The sequence below is a fragment of the Geodermatophilus amargosae genome (assembly GCF_900116515.1).
In the GTDB taxonomy this organism is placed as follows: Bacteria; Actinomycetota; Actinomycetes; order Mycobacteriales; family Geodermatophilaceae; genus Geodermatophilus; species Geodermatophilus amargosae.
Map to the genome: position 1 here is coordinate 23836 of NZ_FPBA01000035.1, position 7866 is coordinate 31701.

A 7866-nucleotide genomic window follows, 5' to 3' on the forward strand; every position below is an offset into this window, starting at 1 on the left:
TTTGGTGCGGTCGAGGCGGTTGCGGTGTAGGTCGGTCAGCCGCGGGATTCGCGGAGCAGTAGGGCTAGCTTGTCGCGCTGCTCGGCGGTCAGAGGCGGCGCCGCGTGCACAATCTGGCGGATGTAATCCTGAAGCTGCTTCCCGCGCCGGGCGTCCGCGGCAGCGCGCCAGACTACTGAGAGTCCCGGGTCGTCGGCGGACCGGTCGCGGCTGACTAGGGCGACGCCAGCCCGGCTATCGAGCTCCTCGTCTCCGCCGAGATGCTCCCCGGTTCGAGCCAGGGCTGACCGCTCGTGCTGCCGTTCCCTTGCGACGGCGCGCGGCTGCATTGACCGGGTCATCGGTCATCAAGTCCGGATGAAGCCCGTTGGTCCGGTGGGAGCGCCGCCGGCGATGATCGGACCGCAGGTCTCATGACGGGAGCCTGAGTGGCACGGCTCCAGTTGCTCTTCAGCAGCGCGCTGGTATGACGGTGGCGCCCATGCAACCGCAGTCGCTGTGGCCTCGGTCGGGTGCGTAGGTGCCGCCTTCTGCGCCAGTGATCCTGGGTCGCTTCTTCAGTGCCGCTCCAGCAGAGTCAGTGCTCGCTCGTGGGCGTGGTTGAGTCCAACGGGAAGGCGGCTACAAAGAACCCATTCAAGTTCCCCCGGGGCCTGGCGCCACACTCGCCGACGTCTTCATCCCGCTGCCCACCTGCGCTTGTTGCTGGCGTCCGCGTCCGAAAAGCTGAAGAGCCCGCTGAGCGCCGACCGTTCCTCGTCCCACCGCGGGCCGTCGAGCAATCCCCAGTCCTGCGTGGCGGGAACGCCGACCGCTCGCTCTCGCAGCCAACCGTCACTTGACGATCCGCCTGCAGCTACTGGAGAAGTGCTGCAGATTGAGGCTCAGCGCACGTCAGGGGCTCCGGTCAGGCGCGCGCGCCGCCGATAGGCCTGCAGCATGGGCTCCAGCGCCCGGGCGAGGCCGGGGAGGTCGCGGTCGTAGACGCGCCCGTCGCCGAGTTGGCCCGTGAGCTCGGCGAGCAGCTGCGGCCAGTCCCGCCGCGTCGGGGCGAGGGGGACGCGGACCTGCACGAGTCTTTGGACGACCTGAACCGGTGGTCGGTCCGACGCGGCGGCGCGCATCTGCTCCCAGGCTCGGTGGCGGCAGCTGGCCGAACACCACTTGGGGATCGGTCCACGGCTCTTCGGGGTGATCGATCCACCGCACCACGCGCAGGTCCGCGCCGCGGCCCGTCGCTCGGGACCGGTCACATCGGCATGGGCGCCCTCGACGGGGTGACGCCGGCCGGCGTCTCTTCCGCCCGCCGCCGGGACTCCTGTTCCCGCCGTTGCCGATCGCGCTCCCGCTGTCGAGCTCGATACTCGGGGCTCCCGCTGCTTCCCATGCCTACGACGGTGCAGATGAGCCTTCAGTAACTCGTCACCACGAGTACTGACGCCCGGGATGCATGAGGTGTGTGGCACATGATCTTGGGCGTTGCCAGTAGCGACCAGGAGCAGGATGGCCCAGTGGAGCAGAGCACGAGGATCGACTTCGAGGCCCGGTCAATCAGGTCTGGGAGGTGCTGCGCGACGTCGAGCGGTGGCCGGAGTGGGCGCCGACGGTGACCTCGGTGCGCCGCCTCGACGACGGGCCGCTCGCCGTCGGGTCGCGGGTCCGCGTGGAGCAGCCTCGGATCCCCCGACCGAATATGTGGTGACCGAGCTCGAGCCGAGCCGCTCGTTCGTCTGGGTGGCCACCGGCCCGGGCGTCCGCACCACCGCTCGGCACCTGCTCGAGGAACTCGGCACTGGCTGGCGGCGCTGGCCGCCGACGAGCGGGCCTTAGAATTCTCCGGGCGCGACTACCGGCTCGTCGTCGCCGGTGACGACTGGCTGGCGGGGGAACGCCAGCGGCTCCGCCCCCATCTTGTGTCGCTGGCGGTCCGTGCCGGAATGCGTCCTCGCCGGCGAAGACACCTCGCGCCCCCTCGGCGACCGGAAGCTGCAGGCCGACGCCTGGTCGACAGTGCTACCACCTCCCGTCTCCACGCACCTGGGGGGCCGGGTGCCTCGTAGCAGCCCGCGCTGCTGCAGCGGCGTTCGGCGATGCGCAGCATGCGCTGGTCGGTCTCCCAGTCGCCTCGCCATCGCAATAAGTGGGCTGTGATCAACGCCGAGCTCGGAATGCCGAGTGACCCGCTCGCACAGCCCGCCCGTCAAGGGCTTCTCGATCACCCATCACGACTGCCCGGGGCTGTCGGTGCCGCCTCACAGCCGCTACACCGGCGCCAGTGAGCCCGTGACGGTGCGGTGACGAAGCATTGACGAGGCACTCGGCAGAGTGAGCTTGTTACCGAGGCGCCGGTTCGACTTGACCGTCCTTCCCGAGGCGTACCGCCGTCCGGCGCGTCGACTGATCAGGGACGGCGCCCCGCACCTCGTTGACGCGAGAGCGATCGACCCCCGTCTGCTGGACGACAGGAGAGACGAGCCATGCCGTACGACCCGCCGGGCCGGGCCGACCACCTCCCCGACGACCTGGTCGGCCGATGGAACGGCCTCATCGAGGCCGCCCACGCCGCGCACGAGCCGGCCTTGGGCAGTCGGTTCTTCAGCCTGGAGCCCGATACAGGAGCCGATGCGACCACGGTGCAGGTCGGCTGGTTCGGTGACCCCGCCGAACCGGGCTTCTGCCTCGACCCTGAGGCTGCCGAGCAACTGTCGGATTGGGGCGTGCGGGGCCGGCACGAGCTCCACAACGAATACTGCGAGTACGCCGTGCAGATGGCTGCGGACGCGAATGGGGTCGTGCGACCGAAGCGGGTGCAGGTCACCACCGAGCTGGCCGAGTACTGGCTGATGCTGGCCACCTGGTCGCCACCGACCGTCCGGGAACTGGTCGAGGAGGTGCTGGGCGTCCGGCCGACCTGGCAGGAGCTCTACGGCCCCGGCGTGAGCGATCCCGAAGCGCTCGACCCCCGGCAACGCACGGTTGCCTTCGCGACGCACGTGGCGGGCAACGGAGGGGATCCGGAACTCGCCGAGGCCGGAGTGCCGGCGCAGCCGATGGGGACTCTGAACACGGCCAACGCCCTGTTTATAACCCATCCCATCAACGGCCTGGACGACCTGCTCTACATCGTGATGTTCGGCGCCCGGCCGTACGCGCGCCAGACGCCGGACGGGTTCCAGCCGGCCAGTCGCGAGGAGATCTTCCGCGCCTTCGACGTGGAGCATCTCGCCTGCCGGCACGCCGATCCCGCCGCGGCGATGGCCGCCGCCGGCGCCGCGGTGGCCGGCCGGACGGTCGCCTTCACCAACCCCCTGGGCATGTACCTGAAGAGCTTCACGGCCGAGCTGTTCACCCTCGACGGTGCGCCGGTCCCCGACGAGTGGGTCCGCTTCAGCCGGGGTGAGCCGGACAGGTTCCAGCGGCTTGAGTTCGGGCCCGGCGACGACGATCCGCACTTCCTCGACGACGTCACCGTCACCCTCGGGGACGTCGAAAAGCGGGTGCGGGGCGGATACCAGGTAGTCCGCCAGCTTGAGGTCGGGCCATTCGTGACGCTGGGGCCGGAGTCCCCGGTGGCCGACGATGAACGCGTCGTCCTCCAAGGGAGCGACGAGCCGATCCGCTGCAACGAGGCTAGGGCCTGCGAGTCGGTCAAGAATCTCCAGACGCGGTTCGAGGAGCAGCACGGAGCCACCCGGGTTGCTCCGCGCACGATGGCCCGGGACCGGTGAGTCGTGGCGGGCACCTTGCAGGAGGGCATCTTCCACAGCCCTGGAGCGAGCCCGCCGGGTCACTGCACCCTGATGTTCCTGCGTGCCGATCCCGACACCGATGCCGAAGAGGTGGGCGAGCTACTCGCCGAGCTGTGGGCGATGTACCGCGATCTCACGCGCGGGACGGTTCGCGACCTCCCCGGCCAACCCATCGCCTCCGGGGGCCTGCAGGTATTGATCGGATACGGCCCCAAGGTCTTCGACCTGGCCGGCGCCCGACGCACCCTACCCAAGACCTTCGCCCCCGAGCTCCGCTTCCGGTCCGCCAGCCCCTCCGGTGGCGGGCCGTTGCTCAGCGGCCGGGGGCTGCACTACGCCCCGGACATCAAGCAGAATCCGGCGACCGAGGAGGTGTGCGTGCAGTTCACCGCGGACACCGCACTTGGAGTCCACCGGCCGGCCGTCGAGACGTGGAAGGTGCTGCATGACCGCGCCGGTTCCGCCCTCGGCGTCGCCCCACTGGCCATCAGCGCCGTTTTCACCGGCTTCCAGCGGGCCGACGGTCGCAGCTGGATCGACTTTCACGACGGCATCTCCAATCTGCGCAGCGACCAGCGCTCCCGCGTGATCGAGATCGACGGCGAGACCGCGGCCGGCGACGACTGGATCATCGCGGGCACCTATCTGGCGTTCCTCCGCCTCGTCGTCGACCTGCCCCGCTGGCGCGGCCTGACTCGTGAGGAGCAGGAACTGCTGGTGGGCAGGGACAAGCTCACCGGTTCGCCGATCGTCGGCCGCACTTCCGAGGGCGATCCGCGGCCCGACCCCCGGTGCCCGGTCGCCGGCACCACGCAAGTCATCGAGGCGGGCAACGAGAAGTTCCGCGAACCTGAGGTGGTCGACGACCCGCTGGTGCAAGTGAGCCATGTCCACCGAGCCAACCAGAACAGGTTCGAGGACGCCGCACGGCCGAACTCTCTGCGCATCTTCCGGCAGGGCTACGAATTCTTTGAGCCCTCACCGGTCGCGCCCGGTTTCCGGGCCGGCCTGAACTTCGTGAGCTTCCAGGACACGCCTGAGCGGCTCATCAGGGTCCTGCGGCAGCAGGACTGGCTCGGCGACGTCAACTTCGGCGGGGAACGGGATCGCCAGCCGCCCGGGATGGACCGCCTGCTCACCGTGCGGGCGGCGGGAATCTACCTAGTGCCTCCTCTCGTCGCCGAGGAAACCTTTCCCGGCGCGAGGATCTTCGCCTGAGCCTCGATGCACCGCCGAGTCGGTCACCGGTGGCCGGTCGTAACGCACGCATGCTCTCTGAACAGGGACGATGCGCTTCGTCCAGGACCGATGTCGTCAGGTGACGTGCCCGGGACGCGTGAGTGACGACATGACGCCACGAGCTTGCGGGCTCGTCCATCGACTCTGCAGGTCAGCTGCTGGAGCGCTTCGAGCAGCACCAGGACCCGCGCGCTGGGTCGGTCAAGGTCTCGAGCACGGGCAGCATCGCGATCGAGAGACTGGGCGTCCTCGGCGACGTCGGGCTGGTGAGCGCCGGCTCGGGCCGCATTCCCCGACCCCGGTCACGCCAGTTGGGGCTCGGCCGCTGAGGTCAGGCCTGACCCCTCAGAGGAGGGTCGGCGTCGACGGAGTCGCCGAACGGCAGGTCGCGCGGCCGCGGCACCTCCATCAGGGGTGCTCGTCGATCGGCGGCCGGCGGACCCACCGGGGCGGCGCGCCGCCGCGCCATGAGCACCTGTGCCCCCAGCCGGGGTCCCAGGAGCGACTGCGGCGGGTCGATCAGGTTCGCCACCCGCAGAAACGCTGCGCCCACGTCGGGGGCGACCGCCGCAGCAGCCTGAACCCGGGCCATGTAGGCATTGATCAGGCGTACCCGCACGGGCCGGGGACCGGGAACAGATTGAATTCGCAGGTCGCTGCCTGCTGCGATGTCCCAGGGCACGTCGATCAGGCGAGCGGCGCGGCGGAAGAACTGCCGGGCGAGGTCGCTGGTCGGCTTGGTGAGGAGATCGCGGAGGACGAGCGCTTCCAGCGCCGCCACCGTGATGCCCTGGCCGTAGACGGGGTTGAAGCTACTCAACGCGTCACCGGTGACGAGCAGGCCGTCGGGGAACTGGGTCAGCCGCTCGTAGTGCCGTCGCGTACTGCTGACGAAGTGGTAGGCGCGCGGACCGTCGACCGGTTCCCGGCTGACCATGAGCTGGGCGATCTCCGGTGCGGGCAGGCCGGCCGCGAAGGTCCGAAAGCCGGCGAGGTCCGCAGGCGCGATGTCTTCGTGGTACCCGCCAGCGGCGATCATCCAACGTTCTCCCTCGATGGCCAGGGCGGCGCCGAACCGGGGTCGGGCGACGGTGGCTCCCACGAGGCAACCCCGATCGCCGTCGAGGTCGTCGTCGTAGCGGGGGAGGATCCAGGTGGTGTAACGGAGGTCCACATCGATCCGGGACTCTTTCGGCCGGTCGAAGCCGTGCGACTCGAGCCAGGACGGGGTGTGCGATCCGCGCCCGGTCGCATCCACCACAAGATCGGCCGGGAGGTCATCCACTGTGCTTCCGGCCGTTGGGCCCCCGCGACGCACCCGTACCCCCGAGACCCGCCCGTCCGCCGCGACCAGGTCGGCGAGCTGGGCCGGCGCGACGAGCTCCACCCGGGAAGGGCGAGGACGCGGGCTCGCACCCTGTCCTCCAACAGCGGCCGGCTCATGGCGACGCCCTGCATCCCGATCGGGGACTGGCACAGCAGGTGCCCGTCGTTGTACCAGCGGACGTCGCGCTGCATGTCGCCGGTGGCGGCGCCGTGCCCTACCAGATCTTGCGTGAGGCCGGGGAAGAGCTCTTCGAGGACCTCACGGCCGCGGGCCAGCAGACCGTGGGGATGCCGCCCCTGGGGGACGCCACGCCGCGGGGCGACCTTGCTGGGGGGATCGTCCCGCTCCACCACCGTGACCCGGTCGAAGGACTCGGTGAGCACCCGTGCGGCCAGGAGCCCGCTCATGCTCGCGCCGACGACGACCGCTCGTTGTCCCATCCGTGTCATGACCGTTCCTCCCGGGGTCACGCTGCGATGACGCGACAGTCCTCCGGGCGCCCGACCGCCTGACAGGGTCATCGGACCCGACCCCGGCCAGACACGGGGCCACAGCTTGGTAGCGATCGATCCCAGGGAAGTGATCCATCGCGTCTGACTGAACTCGAGCGAGGCCGGGCCGGTGACCATGGTCGCCGCGTCAGTTCCGAGCCTCCATCAGACCCGGGGCGGGACACACCGTGGCCTCCCGACCGGCGGCATCACCCAGCCCGGGAGTTCCCCGACCGGCCACGCTCATGGCCATGCCGCTCGGGTGCGCGCTGCAATCCAGCCCAGATCCGCCAGGTTGGAGCTGGTGGCTCTCTTGAGAGGCGTTCAGCCGCTGGTTCCTCACGTACGCCTTTCCGTCTCGCTTGCCGGACCTAGTACTGCAACGGCAGTTATGGCGGTGCCTGTCCGCGGGCTCGGTAGTGGGCGGCGCGGGCCTGGGCCTGGCGTCGTCGGCGCCACCAGGACCAGTCGGCGGTGTGGTCGAGGTCGGGCCGCGGTGTATGGATGAGGGTGTTGAGCAGGCGGCGGAGCTCGGGCACGGTCAGCGCGATGAGCTGCTCGGTTGCGGCTGCAGACCCCCCTTTTCCGCGCTGGCGCGGGTGGCACTCAGATAGGCGTGGGCGAGCATTGCCAGGGTGATGTGCCGATACCAGGCGGTGTAGTCCCGCACCTGGTAGGAGGCCAGCCCGGCCTCGTTCTTGGCCGCCTGGAAACTGAACCGCCCCTGGTTCAGTGGAGGCTCGGTTCTGCTGAGGAGTCCTCGGTGAGGCCGGCGATCGAACGGTAGTAGCTGTCCTCGAACTCGACCGGTGGGATGTCGCCGCAGGCGCCGTGCAGCCGTCGGTGGTTGAACCAGTCGACGTACTCCAGGGTGGCCAGTTCGACGTCGTCGAGGCCGCGCCAGGGGCCGCGGCGGCGGATGAGTTCGGTCTTGTAGAGGCCGATGAGGGATTCGGCGGCGGCGTTGTCGTAGGAGTCGCCCTTGCTGCCCACCGAGCGCAGGGCGCCGGCGGCGTCGAGGCGTTCGGTGTAGCGGATGGCCAGGTACTGCACGCCGCGG

At 69.9% G+C, this 7866-nt stretch carries 7 protein-coding genes and 1 pseudogene; 4 read left to right on the top strand and 4 right to left on the bottom strand.

What is annotated here, in order from left to right; genetic code table 11:
* Positions 1-884: 884 nt before the first annotated feature.
* Positions 885-1073 carry a hypothetical protein gene (locus tag BM414_RS26375; protein WP_093584560.1) on the bottom strand — a complete coding sequence of 63 codons (189 nt, stop codon included), beginning with the start codon at positions 1071-1073 and terminating at the stop codon, positions 885-887.
* Between the two features lie 491 nt (positions 1074-1564).
* Here BM414_RS26375 and BM414_RS30425 point away from each other — a divergent pair, with 491 nt between their 5' ends.
* From BM414_RS30425 to BM414_RS26390, 4 genes are all read left to right on the top strand, one after another.
* Entirely contained in the window at positions 1565-1702 is a 138-nt protein-coding gene (locus BM414_RS30425; protein WP_217644944.1) for an SRPBCC family protein, read from the top strand.
* Positions 1699-1830 carry an SRPBCC family protein gene (locus tag BM414_RS31555; protein WP_281246794.1) on the top strand — a complete coding sequence of 44 codons (132 nt, stop codon included), beginning with the start codon at positions 1699-1701 and terminating at the stop codon, positions 1828-1830. The genes BM414_RS30425 and BM414_RS31555 overlap by 4 nt, the downstream gene beginning before the upstream one ends.
* A gap of 647 nt (positions 1831-2477) precedes the next feature.
* On the top strand, positions 2478-3728 hold the full coding sequence (locus tag BM414_RS26385; RefSeq protein WP_093584563.1) for a hypothetical protein: 1251 nt from the start codon (positions 2478-2480) through the stop codon (positions 3726-3728).
* A gap of 3 nt (positions 3729-3731) precedes the next feature.
* Positions 3732-4967 (top strand): Dyp-type peroxidase, encoded by a 1236-nt coding sequence (locus BM414_RS26390; RefSeq protein ID WP_217644945.1) that lies wholly within the window; start codon positions 3732-3734, stop codon positions 4965-4967.
* A 352-nt stretch (positions 4968-5319) separates the two neighbouring features.
* Here BM414_RS26390 and BM414_RS26395 read toward each other — a convergent pair whose 3' ends face one another.
* The 3 genes and pseudogenes from BM414_RS26395 to BM414_RS26400 form a co-directional block, all read right to left on the bottom strand.
* A complete protein-coding gene (locus BM414_RS26395) occupies positions 5320-6375 on the bottom strand; it encodes a hypothetical protein (protein ID WP_245785012.1) in 1056 nt (351 codons plus the stop codon).
* Positions 6376-7347: 972 nt separating this feature from the next.
* Positions 7348-7518 (bottom strand): annotated as a pseudogene (locus BM414_RS28810) (IS701 family transposase); the annotation flags it as partial.
* Positions 7519-7535: 17 nt separating this feature from the next.
* A partial coding sequence (locus tag BM414_RS26400) for an integrase core domain-containing protein (RefSeq protein ID WP_139246061.1) occupies positions 7536-7866 on the bottom strand: 331 nt, incomplete at its 5' end.

What these genes read in the sequence shown, in the direction of transcription:
- BM414_RS26385 (WP_093584563.1), top strand. Translation starts at nt 2,478, where the DNA reads ATGCCGTACGACCCGCCGGGCCGGGCCGACCACCTCCCCGACGACCTG.